General features: G+C 42.3%; 22 protein-coding genes and 1 pseudogene. 12 read left to right on the top strand and 11 right to left on the bottom strand.

Annotation, left to right across the window (positions count from 1 at the left end):
- Nucleotides 1-63: 63 nt before the first annotated feature.
- From FTV41_RS06370 to bioD, 5 genes are all read left to right on the top strand, one after another.
- Entirely contained in the window at nucleotides 64-795 is a 732-nt protein-coding gene (locus FTV41_RS06370) for a hydrolase (protein WP_179996295.1), read from the top strand.
- Between the two features lie 98 nt (nucleotides 796-893).
- Nucleotides 894-2,177, top strand: a complete 1,284-nt coding sequence (bioA, locus tag FTV41_RS06365; RefSeq protein ID WP_179996312.1) for an adenosylmethionine--8-amino-7-oxononanoate transaminase — start codon at nucleotides 894-896, stop codon at nucleotides 2,175-2,177.
- Entirely contained in the window at nucleotides 2,174-3,331 is a 1,158-nt protein-coding gene (locus tag FTV41_RS06360) for an 8-amino-7-oxononanoate synthase (RefSeq protein ID WP_179996294.1), read from the top strand. Before bioA ends, FTV41_RS06360 begins: the two co-directional genes overlap by 4 nt.
- Before the next feature lie 8 nt (nucleotides 3,332-3,339).
- Complete coding sequence (gene bioC, locus FTV41_RS06355; protein WP_136144801.1) at nucleotides 3,340-4,149, top strand: malonyl-ACP O-methyltransferase BioC; 810 nt, start codon at nucleotides 3,340-3,342, stop codon at nucleotides 4,147-4,149.
- Nucleotides 4,146-4,796 carry a dethiobiotin synthase gene (bioD, locus tag FTV41_RS06350; protein ID WP_136144800.1) on the top strand — a complete coding sequence of 217 codons (651 nt, stop codon included), beginning with the start codon at nucleotides 4,146-4,148 and terminating at the stop codon, nucleotides 4,794-4,796. Before bioC ends, bioD begins: the two co-directional genes overlap by 4 nt.
- Nucleotides 4,797-5,176: 380 nt before the next feature.
- Here the strand turns inward: bioD and rluB are convergent.
- The 6 genes and pseudogenes from rluB to FTV41_RS06320 form a co-directional block, all read right to left on the bottom strand.
- Nucleotides 5,177-6,049: pseudogene (rluB, locus tag FTV41_RS06345) on the bottom strand (23S rRNA pseudouridine(2605) synthase RluB); the annotation flags it as partial.
- Nucleotides 6,050-6,090: 41 nt separating this feature from the next.
- On the bottom strand, nucleotides 6,091-6,684 hold the full coding sequence (scpB, locus tag FTV41_RS06340) for an SMC-Scp complex subunit ScpB (RefSeq protein WP_004972340.1): 594 nt from the start codon (nucleotides 6,682-6,684) through the stop codon (nucleotides 6,091-6,093).
- Nucleotides 6,681-7,475 (bottom strand): ScpA family protein, encoded by a 795-nt coding sequence (locus tag FTV41_RS06335; protein WP_179996292.1) that lies wholly within the window; start codon nucleotides 7,473-7,475, stop codon nucleotides 6,681-6,683. Before FTV41_RS06335 ends, scpB begins: the two co-directional genes overlap by 4 nt.
- A 219-nt stretch (nucleotides 7,476-7,694) precedes the next feature.
- Nucleotides 7,695-7,976 (bottom strand): hypothetical protein, encoded by a 282-nt coding sequence (locus FTV41_RS06330; protein WP_179996291.1) that lies wholly within the window; start codon nucleotides 7,974-7,976, stop codon nucleotides 7,695-7,697.
- A 68-nt stretch (nucleotides 7,977-8,044) separates the two neighbouring features.
- Nucleotides 8,045-8,662, bottom strand: a complete 618-nt coding sequence (locus tag FTV41_RS06325; RefSeq protein ID WP_004972336.1) for an L-threonylcarbamoyladenylate synthase — start codon at nucleotides 8,660-8,662, stop codon at nucleotides 8,045-8,047.
- Between the two features lie 91 nt (nucleotides 8,663-8,753).
- Nucleotides 8,754-9,416, bottom strand: coding sequence for an elongation factor P hydroxylase (locus FTV41_RS06320; RefSeq protein ID WP_004972334.1), 663 nt, complete (start codon nucleotides 9,414-9,416; stop codon nucleotides 8,754-8,756).
- A 98-nt stretch (nucleotides 9,417-9,514) separates the two neighbouring features.
- Between FTV41_RS06320 and FTV41_RS06315 the strand changes: the two genes are divergently transcribed.
- From FTV41_RS06315 to lysM, 6 genes are all read left to right on the top strand, one after another.
- Nucleotides 9,515-10,072 (top strand): DUF177 domain-containing protein, encoded by a 558-nt coding sequence (locus FTV41_RS06315; RefSeq protein ID WP_131260705.1) that lies wholly within the window; start codon nucleotides 9,515-9,517, stop codon nucleotides 10,070-10,072.
- A 76-nt stretch (nucleotides 10,073-10,148) separates the two neighbouring features.
- Nucleotides 10,149-10,331 (top strand): 50S ribosomal protein L32, encoded by a 183-nt coding sequence (gene rpmF, locus FTV41_RS06310; RefSeq protein ID WP_004972331.1) that lies wholly within the window; start codon nucleotides 10,149-10,151, stop codon nucleotides 10,329-10,331.
- A 204-nt stretch (nucleotides 10,332-10,535) separates the two neighbouring features.
- Nucleotides 10,536-11,522 (top strand): ACP S-malonyltransferase, encoded by a 987-nt coding sequence (gene fabD / locus FTV41_RS06305; protein WP_178319279.1) that lies wholly within the window; start codon nucleotides 10,536-10,538, stop codon nucleotides 11,520-11,522.
- On the top strand, nucleotides 11,519-12,253 hold the full coding sequence (fabG, locus tag FTV41_RS06300) for a 3-oxoacyl-ACP reductase FabG (RefSeq protein WP_019837736.1): 735 nt from the start codon (nucleotides 11,519-11,521) through the stop codon (nucleotides 12,251-12,253). The genes fabD and fabG overlap by 4 nt, the downstream gene beginning before the upstream one ends.
- Nucleotides 12,254-12,336: 83 nt before the next feature.
- Complete coding sequence (acpP, locus tag FTV41_RS06295) at nucleotides 12,337-12,573, top strand: acyl carrier protein (protein WP_001279871.1); 237 nt, start codon at nucleotides 12,337-12,339, stop codon at nucleotides 12,571-12,573.
- 246 nt (nucleotides 12,574-12,819) lie between these two features.
- Nucleotides 12,820-13,293, top strand: coding sequence for a peptidoglycan-binding protein LysM (gene lysM / locus FTV41_RS06290; RefSeq protein ID WP_168418821.1), 474 nt, complete (start codon nucleotides 12,820-12,822; stop codon nucleotides 13,291-13,293).
- A 557-nt stretch (nucleotides 13,294-13,850) separates the two neighbouring features.
- Here lysM and FTV41_RS06285 read toward each other — a convergent pair.
- The 5 genes from FTV41_RS06285 to FTV41_RS06270 all read right to left on the bottom strand — a co-directional run bounded on the left by FTV41_RS06285 (nucleotide 13,851) and on the right by FTV41_RS06270 (nucleotide 19,354).
- Nucleotides 13,851-14,342 (bottom strand): pyridoxamine 5'-phosphate oxidase family protein, encoded by a 492-nt coding sequence (locus FTV41_RS06285; RefSeq protein ID WP_104853115.1) that lies wholly within the window; start codon nucleotides 14,340-14,342, stop codon nucleotides 13,851-13,853.
- 286 nt (nucleotides 14,343-14,628) lie between these two features.
- Entirely contained in the window at nucleotides 14,629-15,912 is a 1,284-nt protein-coding gene (locus FTV41_RS06280; RefSeq protein ID WP_154320991.1) for a ribonucleotide-diphosphate reductase subunit beta, read from the bottom strand.
- Between the two features lie 139 nt (nucleotides 15,913-16,051).
- Nucleotides 16,052-16,186 (bottom strand): hypothetical protein, encoded by a 135-nt coding sequence (locus FTV41_RS15340; RefSeq protein ID WP_004972322.1) that lies wholly within the window; start codon nucleotides 16,184-16,186, stop codon nucleotides 16,052-16,054.
- A 62-nt stretch (nucleotides 16,187-16,248) separates the two neighbouring features.
- Nucleotides 16,249-16,407 carry a hypothetical protein gene (locus FTV41_RS06275; protein ID WP_179989218.1) on the bottom strand — a complete coding sequence of 53 codons (159 nt, stop codon included), beginning with the start codon at nucleotides 16,405-16,407 and terminating at the stop codon, nucleotides 16,249-16,251.
- 124 nt (nucleotides 16,408-16,531) lie between these two features.
- The gene (locus FTV41_RS06270; protein WP_179993619.1) at nucleotides 16,532-19,354 is read right to left on the bottom strand and encodes a ribonucleoside-diphosphate reductase subunit alpha; all 2,823 of its coding nucleotides are present in this window, start codon (nucleotides 19,352-19,354) and stop codon (nucleotides 16,532-16,534) included.
- Between the two features lie 588 nt (nucleotides 19,355-19,942).
- Here FTV41_RS06270 and bfmR point away from each other — a divergent pair.
- The gene (gene bfmR / locus FTV41_RS06265; RefSeq protein WP_070152993.1) at nucleotides 19,943-20,659 is read left to right on the top strand and encodes a response regulator transcription factor BfmR; all 717 of its coding nucleotides are present in this window, start codon (nucleotides 19,943-19,945) and stop codon (nucleotides 20,657-20,659) included.
- Nucleotides 20,660-20,705: the final 46 nt, after the last annotated feature.

Below are 20,705 nucleotides of genomic sequence, written 5' to 3'. Positions count from 1 at the left end.
AGATGTCGATTGAGCCGATTCAGTATTATACTGAGGTGATTTTCTAACTTGAGAGCAAGCCACGTGCAACAACAGATTTTATTGATTACAGGCTGGGGCGGTGGTACTGCACTCTTAAATCCGTTACAGCAAGCCTTAACTGCACAAGGTTTTCGGGTTGAGCTCATCAATATTTTTAACGCTACTGATGCTCAAGTCATGCAGCAACAGGTTGAATTTGCACGTCAGTTTGATGTAATTATGGGCTGGTCACTGGGTGGGCAATTGGCAACGCTACTGGTCGATGCGATTGCCAGCCAATATGCAGGATATAAAACCTTAATTACCATTGCATCCAATCCGTGTTTTGTTGCACAAGCCGATTGGGATACCGCTATGCCACAAGCCACGTTTGCCCAGTTTAAACAATCTTTTGCACAAGACCCAATTCTGACCCTAAAGCGTTTTGGTTTTATGGTGTGTCAGGGTGTCACTAGTAGTAAAACCGACCTATTACAATTACAAAGTTTGGTTCAGCCACAGCCGCAATCTTTGCTTCAACACGGTTTGGATTTATTGGAAAACTTAAACTTGGTGACTAAGCTTAAAAATTATACAGGTCTGCAGTATCATCTTTTTGCCGAGCAGGATGTTTTAGTTGATTGCAAAGTTGCAGCTAAACTGCAAAATTTAGCTGCAAAGTTTTTAAGTGTAGATGTTTTATCAGGCTCGCATGGGCTGCCATTGTTCCATGCGGATGAGCTGACTAGCAAAATCTGCCAATATTTACAGAAAAATCCGTCAACTCAGGGATAACTGACAAATCTCGCAATTTATTTTGCAGGCAGACAGGTTTAAGATTTACGACAGCTTAGTTTTGTAATTTCAAGGATGAGGACAGGATGACAGAACAGATGGATTTGGCTTTTGATCGTGAACATCTTTGGCATCCTTATACCTCTATGACTCAGCCGCTGCCGACTTTCAAAGTAAAGCGGGCATTTGGCAGCATCATTGAACTTGAAGATGGTCGTCAATTGATTGATGGTATGTCATCGTGGTGGTGCGCGATTCATGGTTATAATCATCCTGAACTGAATCGTGCTGTCACAGAACAACTCGACAACATGGCACATATCATGTTTGGTGGTTTAACTCACAGCCCAGCCATTGAACTTGGGCGTTTGTTACTGCAAATCACGCCACCAAGTTTAGATAAAATTTTTTATGCAGATTCAGGTTCAGTTGCGGTAGAAGTCGCCTTGAAAATGGCCGTGCAATATTGGACTGCACAAGGCAAGCCTGAAAAAACCAACTTTATTACCACTCGTTCTGGCTATCATGGCGATACATGGAATGCCATGTCAGTCTGTGACCCTGTCACAGGGATGCATCAGGTTTTTGGCTCAAGTCTGGCACAGCGTTATTTTGTTTCCGCACCGCAAGTCGCATTTGATCAAAAGTGGAATCCTGACGATATTGCAGAGCTGGCGCAAAGTTTGGCAGAGCATCATCAGCAGGTTGCTGCCATGATTATTGAGCCGATTGTGCAAGGTGCAGGCGGCATGCGCTTTTATCATCCTGAATATTTGCGTCAAGCCAAATTGCTCTGTGAACAATATGATGTGTTGTTAATTTTTGATGAAATTGCCACAGGTTTTGGGCGTACAGGCAAGTTGTTTGCATGGGAACATGCTCAGGTCGAACCCGATATTATGTGTATCGGCAAAGGGCTGACAGGCGGTTATATGACTTTGTCTGCCACATTGACCACGAAGCATGTTGCAGAAATGATTTCGCAGGGTGAGGCAGGTGTGTTTATGCATGGCCCGACCTTTATGGCAAATCCACTGGCCTGCGCGGTTGCAGTAAAAAGTACCCAATTATTATTAGAACAAGACTGGCAAGCCAATATTCAACGCATTCAGCAGCAACTTGAACAGCATTTAACGCCATTGGCTAATTTGGCATGGGTGCAGGATGTGCGGGTTTTAGGTGCAATTGGTGTGGTGGAGCTAAAACATGCTGTCGATATGCAAAGCCTGCAACAAGAATTTGTGCAACGCGGTATTTGGGTGCGTCCATTTGGTAAATTGGTTTATGTGATGCCGCCGTATGTGATTACAGCAGCAGAACTAAATACTTTATTGCAGCAATTGGCTGAGGTGGTGACAGGTATGCAAGGAGCGAGCGCATGAGTTTACTCGATCACTATGCAGAACAGCTTGATCAGCTTCGCCAACAGGGCAATTTTCGTCAATTTCGCAGCAATCAGCAGCAAGGTAAAACAATTGAAATTCAGCAACAGCAGATGCTGAATTTATCTTCCAATGATTATTTGGGTTTAGCCTCTGATTTGCGCTTACGTGAACAGTTTTTTGATGAAACACCGAATGCACAGCGTTTAATGAGTGCATCTTCATCACGTTTACTGACTGGAAATTTCCCTGCCTATGAACAGCTTGAAGCCACATTAACGCAATTATTTCATGGGCGAGCTGCCTTGCTGTTTAATAGCGGCTATCACATGAATATTGGTATTTTACCTGCATTGGCAGATGCGAAAACCCTAATTTTGGCCGATAAACTGGTACATGCCAGCATGATTGACGGCATTCGTTTGTCATCTGCCAAATATTTGCGTTATCGGCATAATGATTTGGCACATTTGCAGCAATTGCTGATGCAATATCATGCTGATGACAATTATGAACGCATTATTGTGGTGACTGAATCCATTTTTAGTATGGATGGTGATGAAACTGATTTAGCCGCATTGGTCGCGCTGAAACAGCAGTTTGCCAAAGTTATGTTATATGTCGATGAAGCACATGCCATTGGCGTACGTGGGCAGCAAGGCTTGGGCTGTGCCGAACAGTATGGCGTGATTGATGCCATTGATTTTCTGGTTGGGACGTTTGGCAAAGCCATTGCTTCAGTTGGGGGATATTTGATCTGTGATCCGATTATCCGCGATTATCTGATTAATCGGATGCGCCCGCTAATTTTTAGTACCGCACAGCCACCTATTTGTATGGCGTGGACGCAGTTTATGCTGAATCAGATTGTGCACATGCAGGCACAGCGTCAGCATTTGGCGGCCTTGAGCCAATCTATACAGCAGGGGATTCAGGCCAAAGGTTTTGCTTGCCCATCAACTTCGCAAATTGTACCTGTGATTATTGGCGACTCTACTGCAACTGTAAGCAAAGCCCGACAGTTACAGGCTGCAGGTTTTTATGTGATGCCTGTACGTCCACCGACTGTGCCGCAAGGCAGTTCAAGACTGCGGATTTGTTTAAATACGCAATTTGAAACGGCAGATTTAACACAGTTACTGGATTTGCTTTGAGTGTGCGTATGCGTATAGATAAGGCACAAGTGGCACAGCGTTTTGCCCGCGCTCATCAGAGTTATAAAACGCATGCCGTGGTACAGCAGCAAATTTGTCAGCAGTTAATGGCAAAAATGCAGCAATATATTGTGCAGCAAAAGTTGTCAGATCAACCTCAGCCTTGCTTTGAAAACGTCTTGGAAATCGGCTGTGGTTCAGGGAATTTAACCGACTTGCTACTGCGTGAATTTCAAATTCAACAGCTGACTTTAAATGATTTATATGCCGAAGTGTTGCATGCGTATCTGCATCATCCTCAAACAACTAGTACGCAAATTCATGGCTTAATTGGCGATATAGAACAGCTCGATTTTCCGCAGTCTTTGGATTTAATTTGTTCGAGTTCGGCTTTGCAATGGGTGGAAGATTTTGGAGCATTATTGTGCAAGGCGAATCAAGCGTTAAAGCCGCAAGGGTATTTGTGCTTTTCGACGTTTGGCCCTCAAAACTTGACTGAAATTAAGCAATTAACAGGTCAAGGCTTACATTATTTGAGTATGGATGCGTTACAACAACAGCTTAAACAGCAGGGCTTTGAAGTATTACACTGTTCAGAGCAGCTTGAATCATTAAGTTTTGAACATCCCAAACAGATTTTGCAGCATTTAAAAGCCACGGGTGTCACGGGTACAGCGCAAGGGCAGCGTTGGAACAAAACGACTTTAACCGAATTTTATCGGGGCTATGAACAGTTTAGTCAGCAGCATAGCTCACAGCAAAAAAGTTATACGCTCACGTATCATCCTATTTATTGTCTTGCACGGAGAATGCCATGACAGCTCAAGTTTATTTTGTGAGTGGTATTGATACAGGGATTGGTAAAACCTATGCCACAGGTTATTTGGCCAAGACCATGAATGGACAGGGTATTCAGACTATTACCCAAAAATTGATTCAAACAGGCAATCAAGACGTTTCAGAAGATATTGAGCAGCATCGTAAAATTATGGGCAGTGAATGGTTGCCTGAAGATGATGACAAGCTCACCATGCCTGAAATTTTTAGTTATCCTGCTTCACCGCATTTGGCTACACAAATTGATGGTCGTGAGATTGACTTTGCTAAAATTGAGGCTGCGACTGCGCAACTGGCAGCAAAGTATGATGCAGTATTATTAGAAGGTGCGGGTGGACTCATGGTGCCGCTGACCACAGACCTACTCACCATCGACTATATTGAGCAAAAACAATATCCTGTTATTTTGGTGAGTTCTGGGCGTTTGGGCAGTATTAACCACACTTTGCTCAGTTTGGAAGCTTTAAAAACACGTGGTTTGAATTTACATGCATTGGCATATAATTTGAACGATGAATCACAAGACCCTTTAATTTCGCAGGATACTGCCAAATATTTAAAAAATTATTTGTCAAAAAGCTTTCCAAAAGCACAGTGGATTGAAATTCCTGTATTGCCAAATATTTAATTTTTATTATTTTTTGTCCAACCAATTTGCCCAATAAAAAAGCCACACATGAACGTGTGGCTTTTTATCAATTTGGCGTATTTCAGCTTTTAGAATTTTTTAAAGCTTTTATTGCCAAACGGTTTGCGTGGTGCATTTTCGTCACGACGTTCACGGTTGCCGTAGCTGTTGCCATCCTGACGTGGTTCACGGTTGCTGTAGCTGTTACCATCCTGACGTGGTTCGCGGTTGCCATAGCTGTTACCGTCTTGGCGACGCTCACGGTTGCCATAGCTATTGCCGTCTTGGCGACGTTCACGATTGCCATAGCTGTTACCGTCTTGGCGACGCTCACGGTTGCCGTAACTGTTACCTTCTTGGCGTGATTCACGTGGTGCAAAACCTGTGTTTTGTGCAGCTTCTTCGGTGTCACGACGTTGCTGACGCAAGAAACCACCACGACGAGCCGCCAATGGTTTTTCCTGCATACGCTCATTGCGACGTTTTGCCATGCCGTACAAACCTGTGCCTTGACGTGGTTTTAACTCAACCGCTTTGGCAAGGTTATCGATGTCATTTTTATCCAATTCCATCCAGCGACCTGTACGTAATTCACGCGGTAAAATTACCGTGCCGTAACGGGTACGCAATAGACGGCTGACTTTCAGACCTTGTGATTCAAAAATACGACGAACTTCGCGGTTACGACCTTCTTTTACCACCACTTGATACCAGCGGTTAATACCATCACCGCCAATTTCAGAGAAAGATTCAAACTTGGCAGGGCCATCATCTAGCACTACGCCGCGCAGCATGTTGTTTTTCAGTTGTGGTGTCACTTCACCCATCACACGAACTGCATATTCACGTTCAATTTCGTTCGATGGGTGCATTAAACGGTTGGCTAATTCACCATCGTTGGTGAATAGCAATAAACCTGTCGAGTTAATGTCCAGACGACCAACCATTACCCAACGATCATTGGCAATTGCAGGCAGGTTATCAAATACAGTTGGGCGCTGTTCTGGGTCGTTGCGTGAGCAAATTTCGCCTTCTGGTTTGTAGTAAATCAGAACACGACGACGAATTTCATCTTCAATTTGGAACTGAACTTTACGACCATCGATGCGAAGCTCATCACCTGGTTCGATACGTTCACCCACTTGGGCAACTTGGCCGTTGACACTCACACGACCAGCGGCAATGACTTCTTCCATATAACGGCGAGAACCCAAGCCTACTCGTGCGAGTACCTTTTGCAACTTTTCACTCATGACAGCATAACCTTAGAAATGATCATCAACAGTTTACCTATTCAAGACACAGACGCAGATGCATCGAGTGCCATGAAAGCTTCCTTGGCATCCTGTAGGGGAGGCAATTGACTTAAGGAATTCAAGCCAAACGCATTTAAAAATTGAGGCGTTGTAACCAACAACGCAGGTCTTCCTGGGAGTTCTCGGAAACCTGATTCTTTAATCCAGTTCCAATCAAACAATGTACGTAAAATTTGACTATTGTTTGATACTCCGCGAATTTGTTCAATATCTGCACGGGTCACAGGTTGGTGGTAGGCAATCACAGCCAGTATTTCTAGCAGTGAGGGTGAAAGTCGGGTCGGACGTTCAGGCCATACCTGTGTAATAATTGTACGATACTTTGCCCGCACCTGAAAACGGAAACCTTGTGCGGTTTCGATCAGTTCAATCGAGCGACCATGTTGTAACATGGCCAATTGTTGTAAAAACTGGCGCAATTGCGCTTTGCTGTACTTATCTTGAAACGCTTCTTTCAGACGTGCTAAAGACACAGCACTGTCACTGGCAAAAATAATTGCTTCGAGTTGCATCAGCACTTCATGCTGTTGTTCGCCTTCAGACAAGCTTGAAATTATTGGTTCTGGATTCATGTCTGCGCCCCTTGAATGCTCAATGGTGCTTCAATACCGCTGCTGATAATGCACACTTTTTGCTGGCGGGTCAGTTCTAAAATCGCCATAAAGGTCACCACCATGCCCATGCGTCCCTGACTTGGTTTAAGCAACGCGTCAAAACTTAGTACTTCACCCGATGCGAGTTTGGCTTCAATAAATGCAATCCGTTCTTCAAGTAAAACAGGTTCTTGCAAAACTTGATGGGTGACAGGTTCAGGACGATTAAAAATACAGAACAAGGCATCACGTAATTGATCGGCTGCATAGCCAACATTATTGACTGCGGTATGCCCTAAGCTAACATTGGTAGCAAAGGTATCGCGTTCCAAAACAGACATTTGCCCCAAGCGTTCAGCTGCTTGCTTGATTCTTAAATAGGTTTCTAAACGGTCAATCAGCTCTTGTTTTGGGTCTTTTTCAATGCTGCTGATACTTGCAGGTTTAGGCAACAACAGGCGGGATTTTAAATCGGCCAGTAATGCCGCCATCACCATATAATCGGCAGTCAGTTCAATATTTAGCGATTTCATGGCATCCATATACGACAAATATTGCGATGCAATCGGGGCAATATCTAACTGAAGTAAATCGAAGCCATTTTTTTGAATCAGGTAAATTAAAAAGTCGAGTGGTCCTTCGAAATGCTCTAACAGAATTTCAAATGCTGCAGGAGGAATATACAAATCCTCAGGAATCGACTCTTGCCACTCATCTAACACACGAATGTGTTGGGCAGGTTCCATCGCATTGTGGAGGGATTGATTCATTACAGTGTTGGGCCACGCGAATTTTCAAAAGCATGCAAATGCTATTTCCGCTTCAGATAAGAAGGAGATGGAGAAATAGCTCAGAATTAATAGCGGCTAGTCTAAAGGATATCGTGATTGAAATAAATCTGTTCTACGACCAAATATCAAAAAAAGCCTAAAATAAATCGGGATTGAGGGAGATTTAAGGCAAGTTGTAAAAATTAACTCATTCAATCTTTAAGTATTTATTTCTGTTTTATTCTGTAATGCGTATTCAATCATTGCCATGCAGCTGTCTTGTAAACACAGATTACGAGTTTGCGATTGCGCTAAAAGTGCTTTACATAGTGCTGCATCTAAAAAGTAAGTATAAGAATCGGGAGGTTCAGGTATTGTTGCTGTGAATGCAGTTTGGGAACACACGATTGCATCGGAATCTAGCGTCCACGAATGTTGCACATAAATGTGCATCTCATCCGAAAACTGCTGCAAATTTAACAATACCTGAAATAAAGTCATGGGTTTAATTCGTGCAAGTAAGGCTTTTAAACCGTAGTGCTGTCAATCACTTTGCAGGTAGTGAATGCTTATTCAAAAGCACTCACATCTCCCACACCACGACGCACAATTTGCGGGTTGTCGCCCGATAAATCAATAATACTGGTGGTGCTAAGTGTGCCTAAGCCACCATCAATCAGTACATCAATACGTTTGTTGAGTTGTAGATCAATCTCGTATGGATCATCTAAAGGGTCTTCTTGCCCCGGTAAAATCAGGGTACTGGTCAGTAACGGTTCGCCTAATTCTTTAAGCAGCATGCGACAAATAGGGTTGCTTGGAATACGCAAACCAATGGTTTTTTTATTGGGATGCATCAAGCGACGTGGAACTTCACTGGTCGCAGGTAAAATAAATGTGGTGACCGCAGGCGTATTGTTTTTCAGCAGACGATACATGGCATTGTCCACTTTGGCGTAGGTGGCAATATCCGATAAATCGGCACAAATAATGGCGTATTGGTGTTTTGCGCCTAAACCACGAATTTGTGAAATGCGCTCCATCGCGTTTTTATTACCAATTTGGCAACCAATCGCATAAGCAGCATCGGTTGGATAGACCACCACATCGCCTGCGCGTATGCGTTCAACCGCTTGGCTGATTAGACGCGGCTGTGGATTTTCAGGATGTACTCTTAAATGCAACATATGAATTCCTCAGTAGCGTAAATGTGACGTTAGGCTCATTATGAAAGGGGATTGATGTCAGTTGCAATCATTGCCTTGTGCTTTATTGCATTTAATCCAAATTTTTTCGTTCAAACTCTGCAATTTGTAATGTTTTGCCACCTCGGGTGCAGTAACAAATACATTCAATAAAGCGTTTTGCATCGCGTGGTAATTTGGCTTCTCCGTTAAAATAACGCTGTACTTGGGCAAAGACATTGTCTTTAAATGTGCGGCCATCTCCACCTTCACCGGTCAGGTTATCTAAAGATACACGGAATTTACGTCCAAACGCTTGAGCAAATAGCCATTCAATGGCTTGAGGCTTAATTTCAACCTGTTCAAATAAGGCTTGTTGTTCCTGAGTGCGACCATCGGGAGCATACCAATAGCCTAAGTCTGGCAATAAACGTCGTTGTTCGCCTGCAATGCACCAATGGCTAATTTCATGCAAGGCACTATTAAAGAAACCATGTGCAAATTGAATTCGTGCAGGCTGTGTTACCGTGGCAGGAAAGTACTCAGGTTCAAAATCACCTTTGACCAAGTTCACATTTAGGTGGGAAAACCAGTGATTAAAGTGTAAGATGAGCCAGTCCACCTGTTCCGTTTCTGTATTGAGTTTTGCCCAGTCCGAGAGTTGCACTTGGGGGTGCGAAGTGTCAGAATTGGTGGTTGGAAGTGTGCTCACAAGTGATGAAAAATTCACTTCTGTTTGCGGCTGCAACAGATGCATGACTGTGTTACCCAAAATTGGTCTGTCTAAATAAGTACAAAATTGTATCTTAATCTTTGACAGAGTACTGATGAATTTGTAGAATTGCCGCCTTAATTATGTCAGCAAATACCTTTCCGGCACAGATTGAGCCGTTTAAATGGGCTGAACAGGGCTTTACATGGTCAGGTAACCTGCCATTGTCTCGCTTTGCTCGTATCGCCCGTGAAGCTGTTGGATCAATTGATGATCAATTGGTTAACATAGACTGTAAGCTATCAATGGATGCGTATCATCGCATTGTATGGCTAGATGGTCATATTGAAACGAGAGTTCCAATGGAATGCCAACGCTGCTTGGGTTCTGTAGAAATAGACCTCGTTTCAGATTTTCATCTAGCTCTTGTGGATGATGAGTCACTGATAGAGCGCTTGGATGAGGATGCTGATTTCATTGTATTAGGTGAAAGTGAAGCCACCACCAAAGGCGATTATGATTCGCCTGCGACGGCTAATTTACTGTCACTTATAGAAGATGAATTGTTATTGTTGTTGCCTTTATCTCCTAAGCATGACGCTTGCGAGCATAAGCATCAACCTGCCATTCAGAACATTGCCGAAGAAAAACGTGATAATCCGTTTGATGTTTTGGCAAGTTTGAAAGGTAAACTTAACTGAAAATTATGTTATAATTTTTAGTTAAGACAACTCAATTTGTTCTGATCCATTTTTTCGATCTTTGTAAGGAGCCATCATGGCCGTTCAGCAAAACCGTAAAAGTCGCTCTCGCCGTGACATGCGCCGTTCACATGACGCTTTAACCGAGAATGCATTAACTGTAGACCAAGCTACTGGTGAAACTCATCGTCGTCACCACGTAACTAAAGATGGTTTCTACCGTGGTCGTCAATTATTCGCTAAAGCAGATGCTGAATAATTGGTGATGTATTAAGCGTCAAGCTTAGTAGAAAAAATGGGAGCGTAAGCTCCCTTTTTTTGTGCCCGATTTTTGTTGTATTTGGCAATTACTAAAAACAAAATTAAGTGTTAAATTTCCGCTCCATAACTGAGCTTACATGAGAAGGTGTGGGTTGTAGCTGCAAAAAACTACAATTTGCGCATCTTAATTAAAGGATTTTTTATGTCTGCTAAACGACTCGAGCAAGCAGCTCAAGCCACTAAAACTGCATTTGTCTTTCCTGGTCAAGGCTCACAAAAAGCCGGTATGTTGGCTGAGCTTGCAGAACAGTTTAGCGGTGTGCGCGAAACATTTGCAGAAGCCTCTGAAGCGATTGGCTTTGACTTATGGCACATTGCACAAAGTGGTGAAGGTTTAGACCAAACAGAATTTACTCAGCCTGTATTACTCACTGCAAGTATCGCTTTATGGCGTGTGTGGTTAGAGTTGGGTGGTGTTGCACCAAAATATTTGGCAGGACACTCATTGGGCGAATACAGCGCATTAGTAGCTGCAGGCAGCTTGAGCTTGGGCGATGCCGTTAAACTGGTAAACTTGCGCGGCAAATTAATGCAAAACGCTGTGCCACAAGGTCAGGGCGCAATGGCTGCCATTTTAGGCCTTGAAGATGCCAAAGTGCTTGAGCTATGTGAACAAGTGAATGTGCAAGGTCGTGGCTCGGTAGAAGCAGCCAACTACAATGCACAAGGGCAAGTGGTTATTGCAGGCGATACAACTTTAGTCGAAGCAGTAATGGCATTGGCCAAAGAAAATGGCGGTAAAGCCATTGCCCTGCCTGTATCTGTACCTTCACACTGTTCATTGATGAAACCTGCTGCCGAACAGTTTGCACAAGCTTTGGAACAAACTGCCATTGAGCTACCGCGTATTCCTGTAATACAAAATGTCAACGCTGGAATCGCGGCAGATGTTGCGCAATTAGGTCAGGCACTCACTGCGCAATTGTACCAATCGGTGCAGTGGACACAAACCATGCAATACCTACAAGATCAGGGTATTGAATATATCGTGGAATGTGGCCCAGGCAACGTATTGGCGAATCTTGCGAAGCGTTTACCGAATATCGAAAAAGCATTCCCACTCGACACACAAAGTCGTATGGAAGATGCACTAAATGCCATTTTAGTGGCAGAAGGGAAAATTGCATGACACAAGAACGTAAAGTTGCATTAGTCACAGGTGCAAGCCGAGGGATTGGGGCCGCCATCGCTCAGCAACTCATTCAAGACGGTTTTTTTGTGGTAGGTACTGCCACTTCTGAAGCGGGCGCAGAAAAATTATCGGCAAGTTTTGCAGAAAACGGTGCAGGTAAAGTTTTAGATGTTCGTGATGGTGCTGCCATTGATGCCTTAGTTTCTGACATTGAACAAAGCTATGGTTCAGTTTTGGTATTGGTCAACAATGCGGGTATCACCAAAGATAATTTGTTACTGCGTATGTCAGAAGATGATTGGGATGACATTCTCAACATTCACTTAAAGGCAGTTTACCGTTTATCTAAACGTGTCTTGAAAGGCATGACCAAAGCACGTTTTGGACGCATTATTAATATTAGTTCTGTGGTGGCACATTTTGCGAACCCAGGACAAGCCAACTATTCTGCGGCAAAAGCCGGTATTGAAGCATTCAGCCGAAGCCTTGCCAAAGAAATGGGCAGTCGTCAAATTACAGTAAACTCGGTTGCGCCGGGCTTTATTGCAACTGAAATGACAGATCAGTTAAGTGAAGAAATTCGCAAAAAAATGAGTGAGCAAGTGGCATTAAACCGTTTAGGTGATCCACAAGATATCGCAAATGCAGTGAGTTTCTTGGCTTCTGACAAAGCTGGTTACATCACTGGTACAGTGTTACACGTAAATGGTGGTTTATACATGAGCTAAGCTCAAGTATAAACTTTCAAAATTTTATAGATTCAATTAAACTAACGGCATTAAAAACGCCACAAGCAATGAGGAGAATTCCTGTGAGCGATATCGAACAACGCGTTAAACAAGCGGTTGCAGAACAACTTGGTCTTAAAGCTGAAGAAATCAAAAACGAAGCATCTTTTATGGATGACTTAGGTGCTGACTCTTTAGACTTAGTAGAGCTTGTAATGTCTTTCGAAAACGATTTTGACATCACAATCCCAGACGAAGATTCTAACGAAATCACAACAGTTCAATCAGCAATTGACTACGTAACTAAAAAACTTGGTTAATTGTTGATTTCAGCACTGCTGAAATGAAAGCCACCGCAAGGTGGCTTTTTTATGTGCTGGAGTTTTAAAATGAAACATGAAAAACGGCTTGTTTTTGAATATGTGATGCAGTTTACATTTTGTTACCAAGCTAATGTCTAATCACAACCGAAGTGGCTTATTTTTTAGTTATAAATAAATGAGAACATCGTGCTCATGCAAATGAGTGACGCTTTATAACAGCAGAAAAGAAAATAGGAGCACCTCATGGGTCTTTTTGATTTTGTAAAAGGGATTGGTAAGAAAAACACAGCACCTGCAGAGCCACAAGCTGCACCAAGCACACCGGCAGAACCTTCTGCACAAGAAATTGCCAACAAACTTTTGGGGCATGTAAAAAGCTTAGGTTTGCCAATTACAGGTTTATCGGTCAGCTATAACGCAACGACAGACTTAGCTACGGTGCGTGGACAGGTAAATAGTCAGGCAGACCGTGAAAAAATTGTTCTTGCGGTAGGTAATATTGACCACGTTGCACAAGTAGATGATCAACTCACTGTTGCAACACCAGAGCCAGAAAGCAAGTTCTACACAGTAAAATCAGGCGATACCTTATCTAAAATTTCTAAAGAGTTTTATGGGGATGCCAACCAATACAACAAAATCTTTGAAGCTAACCGTCCATTATTGAAAAATGCCGATGACATTTTCCCTGGTCAAGTGTTGCGTATTCCAGCTTAAATGTGAGCAGCCTGAATAAAAAAGGCGCGTGATGCGCCTTTCTTTATTTTGTTTATAGCATTGTTCTGTCTGTAGTTGTTCTGCTGCGGGATATTCAGGCGCAGTGGTTTGGTACTCCAATCCGTCTTCAGGCTGCATATATGACAACATGGCTTTATAAATTTGACGTCCAAACTGTAAGGCGGTGACTTGTATGGTGCTAAAACTTGGGCTGTCACGTAAAATTCTGTGTGATACAGAATAGGTGCGGTGGTATCGCCAGTATAGAGAAATAAGCATGCAGGCTATACAGAGACTTAGCTGTCAAGTTTGCTGCAGCCATAATACTTTGCGCCAGTAATTGCCCGCCATATACACGCGTGCCAAAGTGCGTTTGGCTTTGTCCAATAAAGTAATGTTCACTTTTTTTGTTCTAACTGTAATAAGGCCAGTAAATTTTGGGTGAGGGTCGTCATATTGAGTGGTGCTTTTTATAGATTAAAATTGGGTTTTAGGGCGTTGCGTGGCTTTTTAAGTTGCTGTTTTTATGCCAATATGTGGCTATATTGTGACCACTATTATGTTAAATGATCCATCATATTAGGGTAGCTAATCCATCTGTAGCTCTTAATTTTAAACTCTCTGACATTTGTAAAATCAGACCAAATTAATTTACTGCCCTTAGTCCATTTTAGAGATTGGATACGTCGATTAACTTTTAATTTTTCTTCTTGTGTTGCAGGTCTCAAGTCCCCAAGTTCCCCATAGAGCCTTACACCAGGATAAGAACTAAATTGACCTTGAATAAATGAAGATAACCAAAATAGCTTGCTTGAATTTACAGCACTGATGCAAATATTGTTATTTGTTTGGAGATTTTCTGCGAGTTGTTTAGAGAATGAATCGAATAGAAAGCCTGTTCCATCATCATTTAAGAAAACTGTTCCTATTGGGGTGATGTTAGGTATGCCCTCTATAGAAACACTCGCAATATTTACATGCATATTTGCTTTTTGTGCTTTAGAAAAAACATTTTTAACTAGACTCCATTTACTTAAGTCAAGATTCATTTTTATAACCCCTTATTCTATTTATTTTTAACTTACATATAATTTTAGTTCATTGATCAATAGAACTAATTTTATATTTTATAGAGTTTTTAAATTTAACATAATACAGATTTAACTCCAAAAGCTGTTGGATATTATCCTTTTTGATTTTTTAAAGTAAATAAAAAATAGAGCCATTAGGCTCTATTTTTTTATTTAACATCATCTGTCATTCAAGTTTTGCTTTCGAGTGACACGGATGTGTCGCAAATGACATAAGTTGTGTCGTTATACGCCGCGGTAATTATTACCAGCTCAATGCACCGCCAGTCTGATAATCAGTCACACGCGTTTCAAAGAAGTTCTTCTCTTTACGCAAGTCCATCATTTCAGACATCCATTGGAATGGGTTGTTTACGCCAACAAACTGTTCAGGTAAACCGAGCTGACTTAAACGACGGTTACAGATGAATTTCAAATATTCTTCCATCATGCCTGCGTTCATACCCAATACGCCACGTGGCATAGTGTCACGCGCATATTCAATTTCAAGCATCGTGCCTTCAAGAATCATTTGAATCACTTCTTGCTGGAATTCTGCAGTCCACAAGTGCGGGTTCTCAATCTTGATTTGGTTAATCATGTCGATACCAAAGTTCAAGTGCATAGATTCATCACGTAAAATGTACTGGAATTGCTCTGCAACACCATTCATTTTGTTACGACGACCCATCGACAAGATTTGGCTAAAACCACAGTAGAAGAAAATACCTTCGAGTACACAATAGAATGCAATCAAGTTGCGTAGCAAAATTTGGTCGTTTTCAGGTGTACCAGTTTTGAAAGTTGGATCACTTAAAGATTGCGTATACTTCAAGCCCCATGCTGCTTTACGCGCAACCGATGGTACTTCGCGGTACATATTGAAGACTTCGCCTTCATCCATACCTAACGATTCAATACAGTACTGGTAAGCGTGAGTGTGAATCGCTTCTTCAAAGGCTTGACGCAAAATGTACTGGCGGCATTCTGGGTTGGTAATGTGGCGATAAATAGCCAATACCAAGTTATTAGCAACCAATGAGTCTGCAGTAGAGAAGAAACCAAGTGAACGCATAACAATGGTGCGCTCATCTTCAGTTAAACCATTTTCAGACTTCCACAACGCGATGTCGTGGTTCATGTTCACTTCTTGCGGCATCCAGTGGTTTGCACAACCATCTAGATATTTTTGCCATGCCCATTCGTATTTGAACGGTACAAGCTGGTTTAAGTCTGCACGACAGTTGATCATGGCTTTATCATCAACCTGTACGCGAGATGCACCCATTTCTAGTTCTTCAAGACCAGGTGCAACGTCCAATTGATCTAGAGCGTTAGATGCTCTTGCCAACGGATCGGTTGAATCTGTTGCTCTACTTCTAGGGGCTGCAGCGGGTTGTGCAGCTGCCACAGGCGTCTGTGGTTGCTCTGCATGAGATACCATCTGCGTATCATGCGCTTTTTGCGGCTCGACGGGCGCAGACTTGTGTTCAGGAGCAGCCGGTTTTTGCGAATCATCTTCGAAATCGTCCCAACTTAGGATAGACATATCAATTCTCTCTTCGTTGCTTTATATCTTTTATGGACATCCAGCTACGCTGAGATGTCTTAATATACGCTTAATTTGTGAAAGCAAAATTAAGTTTTGCTCATCTTGGTCTGAAAAATGTACATTCCGACCAGTTTGCTCACGACTTATTTTGCTTTCGCTGTTGTTTTGCCGCTTGTACCCAAAAGTAAGCTATTGGTGCGTAAAACAATACTACAAAGGAAACCAGCAAGACCGCGAGTCCTAACATATAGTTGTGGGTCATGTGTGGCATGGTGATTTCCTTGGTTATTCAACTGGATTGGTTGCCCTAAGTTTTAAGACAACCAAAAAATCTTATAAATTAAAAGTTGAACTCAATAATTTTGTTACTAACTCATTCTCTAACAGAATATTAATCGCTAGCAAAAGGCTTGATGTTGCTTCTACTAAATTTGCACAACTGTTTAAAATATCAGCTAAAGCTAGTAAAAATGTAATGATTAATAAGCTCATGATAGCTCCATTTATATTGTAAGAAGCTACTTTCATGGCGATGTGCTAGTAAAAACATCTACTAGAGTCACATTATTTGCCACGTAGGTAGCTAATAATGTTTTCTGACTTCTAGTTATTTATTTTACTGACAAGCCTCACAATCAGGATTATCAATACTACATGCCATTGGCACTGGCGCTGCTTGAGCAAAATCTTCATCAACAGCTGCAGTCGCTTCTGGTGCAGGAGTTGCTACAGGCGCTGCTGTCACTGTTGCAGGTTTTACTGCGTTCAATGCGCCCGTGTTAATAGTCGATTTCTCTGCAGACGTTGCACCCAATGCACGTAGGTAATAAGTCGTTTTCAGACCACGTAACCATGCCATTTTATAAGTCAGGTCAAGTTTCTTACCGTTTGCACCTGCAATATACAAGTTCAACGATTGCGCCTGATCAATCCATTTTTGACGACGTGATGCTGCATCTACAATCCAGCGTGGCTCAACTTCAAACGCTGTCGCGAAAATTGCTTTCAATTCTTCAGGAATACGTGAAATTTTTTGTACTGAACCTTCAAAGTGTTTCAGGTCATTCACCATTACAGAATCCCACAAATCACGCGCTTTCAATGCACGAACGAGGTAAGGGTTGATTACTGTAAATTCACCAGACAAGTTCGATTTCACATATAGGTTTTGGAATGTCGGCTCGATAGACTGAGAAACGCCACAAATATTTGAAATGGTTGCAGTCGGTGCAATCGCCATCACATTTGAGTTACGCATACCGTCTTTTTGAACTTTGGCACGTAAGCTGTCCCAATCTAAACGCTGTGTACGGTCTACTTCAAACATACGTTGTGGACGTGATTTCGCCACAATGTCTAAAGAGTCAATTGGTAAGATGCCTTGATCCCACAATGAACCTTTAAATGTTTCGTAAGTACCACGCTCAACCGCCAAATCGCTAGACGTTTGAATCGCGTAGTAGCTGATCACTTCCATAGATTCATCGGCAAATTCAACTGCAGCGTCTGAACCATAAGCCAAGTTCATTTCATAAAGTGCATCTTGGAAGCCCATGATGCCCATGCCTACAGGACGATGTTTCAAGTTTGAATTACGTGCTTGTGGTACAGCGTAGTAGTTGATGTCGATGACGTTGTCGAGCATACGTACTGCAGTTTTAATAGTACGTGCCAATTTCTCACGGTCTAACACACCACCTTGAACGTGTTGTACAAGGTTGATAGAACCCAAGTTACATACCGCGATTTCATCTTGGTTCGTATTTAGGGTAATTTCAGTACACAAGTTAGATGAGTGCACTACACCAACGTGTTGTTGCGGTGAACGTAGGTTACATACGTCTTTGAATGTGATCCACGGGTGACCTGTTTCAAACAGCATTGACAACATTTTGCGCCATAAGTCCTTCGCACGAAGTTTCTTATGTAGCATGTTAGTTTCTTTGGCAATGCTTTCGTAATATGCATAACGCTCGGCAAAAGCTTCGCCTGTCAAGTCGTGCAAGTCTGGTGTTTCAGACGGCGTGAACAATGTCCATTCTGCATCTTCAAAGACACGTTGTATGAACAAGTCAGGCACCCAGTTGGCTGTGTTCATGTCATGGGTACGACGACGGTCATCCCCTGTGTTTTTACGCAGCTCGAGGAATTCTTCGATGTCTAAGTGCCAAGTTTCTAAGTAGGCACATACCGCACCTTTACGCTTACCACCTTGGTTGACCGCAACAGCAGTATCGTTCGCTACTTTTAGGAACGGAACAACACCTTGAGATTTACCGTTAGTTCCTTTGATGTATGAGTTCAAGGCACGTACTGGCGTCCAGTCATTGCCTAAACCACCTGCCCATTTAGACAGCATCGCATTGTCACGCATCGCGCCATAAATGTTGTAAAGGTCATCGGAAATTGTAGTTAAGTAACAGCTTGATAACTGTGGACGTAGCGTACCTGAGTTAAACAGGGTAGGCGTAGATGCCATGTAGTCGAAGCTAGACAATAAGTTATAGAACTCAATTGCACGAGCTTCACGGTCATCTTCATTGAGCGCCAGACCCATTGACACACGCATGAAGAACAATTGTGGAAGTTCAAAGCGTACGCCATTTGAGTGAATGAAATAACGGTCAAATAAAGTTTGCAGACCTAGATAGGTAAACTGGTTTGAGCGCTCAGGTTGAATCGCTGCAGCAAGTTTGGCAAGGTCAAACTCAAGTAAGTCTGCAGAAAGCAAATCAAGCTCAACACCTTTTTTCAGGAAAGTTTCTAATGCTTCGCCTTCAGGTGTATCTGTTGCTAAACCTAAAAACTCTAAACCTGTTGCCACCAAGTCATTACGCAATAAACGCGCAGTCACATAAGTATAGTTCGGCTCTTGCTCAATACGGGTACGGGTCGCCATCATCATGGTGGTTGAGATGTCAGACTCTTTTACACCGTTGTAGAGGTTTTTCACGGTTTCATCAATGATGGCATCTACATCAATGCCTTCTAAACCTTCTGCCGCTTTATTCACGGTTGCTTTTAAAGCACCTAAATCTAGTGGTTTAAGCTGACCGTTTGCGTCGGTCACTTGTAAAGTCGGGTGATGGTTTTCACCTGCTTGCTTACGTGCTTCTGAGCGTTGTTCACGGTAGATGACATAAGCACGAGCAACTTTTTGCTCGCCTGTACGCATAAGCGCAAGTTCAACTTGGTCTTGAATTTCTTCAATGTGAATGGTTCCGCCAGACGGTAAACGGCGGTTGAATGTGTTCAACACCATTTCAGTCAGTTGTTCGATCCGATCATGAATGCGGCTTGAATCGGCGCTTTGTTGACCTTCTACAGCCAGAAACGCTTTGCCAATTGCAACTGCAATTTTTTCAGCATCGAAAGCGGCAACATCACCAGTGCGTTTAATCACTTGTAATTGACCGGGGGTTGATGTGATTACGCTCATGTCAGCATAGCTCCATTGTCATCTATTGTTATGTTTATGGACCATTTAAACTGGGCAAAATTTAGGCCACAGCGTTTGAGGAATAAACACAAGACTTAGTGGTTTAAAATTGAATTGAACACAAGATACGGGAAAATTGAGGGTAGATCAATATTGACTTTTTTTTAAATTTTGACTTTTTCTGAATTAAAATTTATCTCAAAAATACCGAATTTTGTCCTATTGGCTATAAGCCTTATCAGACAAGGGCATAGCATAGCAAAGCTCGGAAAAACTGCTTATAGATAACCTTGTGGATAACTTGGAAAGTTAGGAGATAATTTTTCTAAATCAAGCAAGGGCTTGATCTAGTGCAAAAAATACCCATTTTGTAACTTAATATTTCTTAAATGTGCCCAAAAATCACTAAAACTAGAAAAATACTATAAATTCAATGCTTAATAAAAATACAACAAAATACTACGCAGATGTATCATTTTGGTGAACAGTATCTTGTTTACAATGTAAACGTGTGTATATTGCAAACTATATCAAGCCCTATCTCTCAGATTTTAAAAGGATAGGTTGAATCCAATAAAGGGACAGACTATGAGTCAAGAAGAAAAGTTAACAAAAATTTTAATTGTTGAAGATGATGAACGTCTTGCACGACTTACGCAGGAATACTTAATTCGTAATGGTTTAGAAGTTGGGGTAGAACCAGATGGCAACCGCGCGATTCGCCGTATTATTGCCGAGCAACCAGATCTTGTGGTGCTCGATGTGATGTTACCAGGTGCCGATGGTTTAACTATTTGCCGTGAAGTTCGTCCACATTATCACCAACCGATTTTGATGTTGACTGCACGTACCGAAGATATGGATCAGGTGCTAGGTTTGGAAATGGGTGCCGATGACTATGTTGCAAAACCTGTGCAGCCGCGCGTATTGTTGGCGCGTATTCGTGCTTTATTACGCCGTACCGACAATGTGACTGAAGATGAAGTCGCACAGCGCATTGAATTTGATGATTTAGTGATTGATAACGGTGGCCGTTCTGTGACTTTAAATGGTGAATTGGTTGATTTCACCAGCGCAGAATATGACTTATTATGGTTATTGGCTTCGAATGCAGGGCGTATTTTATCTCGTGAAGATATTTTTGAGCGTCTGCGCGGCATTGAATATGATGGTCAAGACCGTTCAATTGATGTGCGTATTTCGCGTATTCGTCCAAAAATTGGCGATGATCCTGAAAATCCAAAACGTATTAAAACGGTACGCAGTAAAGGTTATTTGTTCGTTAAAGAAACCAACGGCATGTAATACGCTTTTTTCTGAGTTTAATACCGACTCAAATATAAAATAAGTC

It is taken from the genome of Acinetobacter sp. YH16051 (genome assembly GCF_013417135.1).
In the GTDB taxonomy this organism is placed as follows: Bacteria; Pseudomonadota; Gammaproteobacteria; order Pseudomonadales; family Moraxellaceae; genus Acinetobacter; species Acinetobacter towneri.
The sequence above is the reverse complement of the archived record's forward strand: the minus strand, read 5'-3'. Positions and strand labels throughout refer to the sequence as shown.

Bases quoted from the DNA above. Each gene is read 5' to 3' on its own strand.
- bioA (WP_179996312.1), top strand. From the start codon at position 894: ATGGATTTGGCTTTTGATCGTGAACATCTTTGGCATCCTTATACCTCT.
- FTV41_RS06360 (WP_179996294.1), top strand. From the start codon at position 2,174: ATGAGTTTACTCGATCACTATGCAGAACAGCTTGATCAGCTTCGCCAA.
- bioC (WP_136144801.1), top strand. From the start codon at position 3,340: ATGCGTATAGATAAGGCACAAGTGGCACAGCGTTTTGCCCGCGCTCAT.
- bioD (WP_136144800.1), top strand. From the start codon at position 4,146: ATGACAGCTCAAGTTTATTTTGTGAGTGGTATTGATACAGGGATTGGT.
- scpB (WP_004972340.1), bottom strand. From the start codon at position 6,684: ATGAATCCAGAACCAATAATTTCAAGCTTGTCTGAAGGCGAACAACAG.
- FTV41_RS06335 (WP_179996292.1), bottom strand. From the start codon at position 7,475: ATGAATCAATCCCTCCACAATGCGATGGAACCTGCCCAACACATTCGT.
- FTV41_RS06330 (WP_179996291.1), bottom strand. From the start codon at position 7,976: ATGACTTTATTTCAGGTATTGTTAAATTTGCAGCAGTTTTCGGATGAG.
- FTV41_RS06325 (WP_004972336.1), bottom strand. From the start codon at position 8,662: ATGTTGCATTTAAGAGTACATCCTGAAAATCCACAGCCGCGTCTAATC.
- FTV41_RS06320 (WP_004972334.1), bottom strand. From the start codon at position 9,416: ATGCATCTGTTGCAGCCGCAAACAGAAGTGAATTTTTCATCACTTGTG.
- FTV41_RS06315 (WP_131260705.1), top strand. From the start codon at position 9,515: ATGTCAGCAAATACCTTTCCGGCACAGATTGAGCCGTTTAAATGGGCT.
- rpmF (WP_004972331.1), top strand. From the start codon at position 10,149: ATGGCCGTTCAGCAAAACCGTAAAAGTCGCTCTCGCCGTGACATGCGC.
- fabD (WP_178319279.1), top strand. From the start codon at position 10,536: ATGTCTGCTAAACGACTCGAGCAAGCAGCTCAAGCCACTAAAACTGCA.
- fabG (WP_019837736.1), top strand. From the start codon at position 11,519: ATGACACAAGAACGTAAAGTTGCATTAGTCACAGGTGCAAGCCGAGGG.
- lysM (WP_168418821.1), top strand. From the start codon at position 12,820: ATGGGTCTTTTTGATTTTGTAAAAGGGATTGGTAAGAAAAACACAGCA.
- FTV41_RS06285 (WP_104853115.1), bottom strand. From the start codon at position 14,342: ATGAATCTTGACTTAAGTAAATGGAGTCTAGTTAAAAATGTTTTTTCT.
- FTV41_RS06280 (WP_154320991.1), bottom strand. From the start codon at position 15,912: ATGTCTATCCTAAGTTGGGACGATTTCGAAGATGATTCGCAAAAACCG.
- FTV41_RS15340 (WP_004972322.1), bottom strand. From the start codon at position 16,186: ATGCCACACATGACCCACAACTATATGTTAGGACTCGCGGTCTTGCTG.
- FTV41_RS06275 (WP_179989218.1), bottom strand. From the start codon at position 16,407: ATGAGCTTATTAATCATTACATTTTTACTAGCTTTAGCTGATATTTTA.
- FTV41_RS06270 (WP_179993619.1), bottom strand. From the start codon at position 19,354: ATGAGCGTAATCACATCAACCCCCGGTCAATTACAAGTGATTAAACGC.
- bfmR (WP_070152993.1), top strand. From the start codon at position 19,943: ATGAGTCAAGAAGAAAAGTTAACAAAAATTTTAATTGTTGAAGATGAT.